This window comes from Methylobacterium sp. B1, assembly GCF_000333255.1.
In the GTDB taxonomy this organism is placed as follows: Bacteria; Pseudomonadota; Alphaproteobacteria; order Rhizobiales; family Beijerinckiaceae; genus Methylobacterium; species Methylobacterium fujisawaense.
Map to the genome: position 1 here is coordinate 1 of NZ_BACT01000537.1, position 926 is coordinate 926.

1 protein-coding gene and 1 pseudogene are annotated in these 926 nt (G+C 68.5%); both read right to left on the reverse strand.

The annotated features are described in order from the left end of the window. Positions 1 to 206 (reverse strand): annotated as a pseudogene (locus I53_RS15695) (alpha-amylase family glycosyl hydrolase); the annotation flags it as partial. Further along, the gene (locus I53_RS35150; protein WP_306307441.1) at positions 152 to 781 is read right to left on the reverse strand and encodes a phage portal protein; all 630 of its coding nucleotides are present in this window, start codon (positions 779 to 781) and stop codon (positions 152 to 154) included. The pseudogene I53_RS15695 and the gene I53_RS35150, both read right to left, overlap by 55 nt. Between the last annotated feature and the right edge of the window lie 145 nt (positions 782 to 926).

The window sequence follows — 926 nt, forward strand, 5'->3', positions numbered from 1 at the left end:
AGTGTCGTCGTAGGCCTTGTCCTTGAGGCGTTTCGGGTGTCCCGGTACGGCTCGTCGGTGTCCGACCAGACGTAGAAGTTGCGCTCCGGCGAGCCGGGGGGCGCCTCGCGGGCGGCCTGGAACCAGGGGTGCTGGTCGCTCGTGTGGTTGATCACGAGTTCGGTGATGACCCGCAGGCCCCGGGCGTGCGCCGCCTCCACGAAGGCCTTGGCACGATCATGTACGTCTCGCCGAGGACGGCGCGCTCGTATTCCGTGCCTGCGAAGATCTCGTAGAACAGCTTCCCGCTCGGGTAGGCGACCCGCGGCCGGCAGCGGCCGGGCATGATCGGGATCAGCTCGAGCACCGTGCCGTCGGTGGCGATCCGCTTCAGCGCGTAGGCGTTCTGCGCGAGCTCATAGTGCATGATCATCATGCGCCAGAACTCGGTCCAGGTGTGCTGGTCGTTCGGCCGGGTCATCAGCAGCCGGGCAACCGGGTGCTGCGTGTGCTCGACCATGGTCCAGCCGCGACCCTTGCGCTTCCACAGCAGCATCTCGGCCTTGGCGATATCCTGGGCCTTCCGGTCCGCGCACTGGATCGCGAGGCCCATGCCGACGGCGTCGCGGCCGAAGATGCCGCCGCGCGCGGCCCGGCCGCCGATGCCGAGGAAGTCCGAGACGTCGGACCAGCCGAACTCGAACTGGTCCCAGCCCGCGGAATCGGTCGTGGTGAGCGGGCCCGGCACGTCGCCGGCGGCCTTGGCCACCGCATCGGACTTGGCTGGATCGGTCAGTCTCATCAGGCAGATGCTCCCGCGAAGACGCGGGTTAGGTAGGGGTTGATCTCGGCCGGCTTCTTCGCCGAGGCGCCGAGCTGGCCGGGCTCATGGTCGAGGCGCAGCGCGTTTGCCTCGACCAGCGCGTCGAAGCCTTCGATGTTGGCCT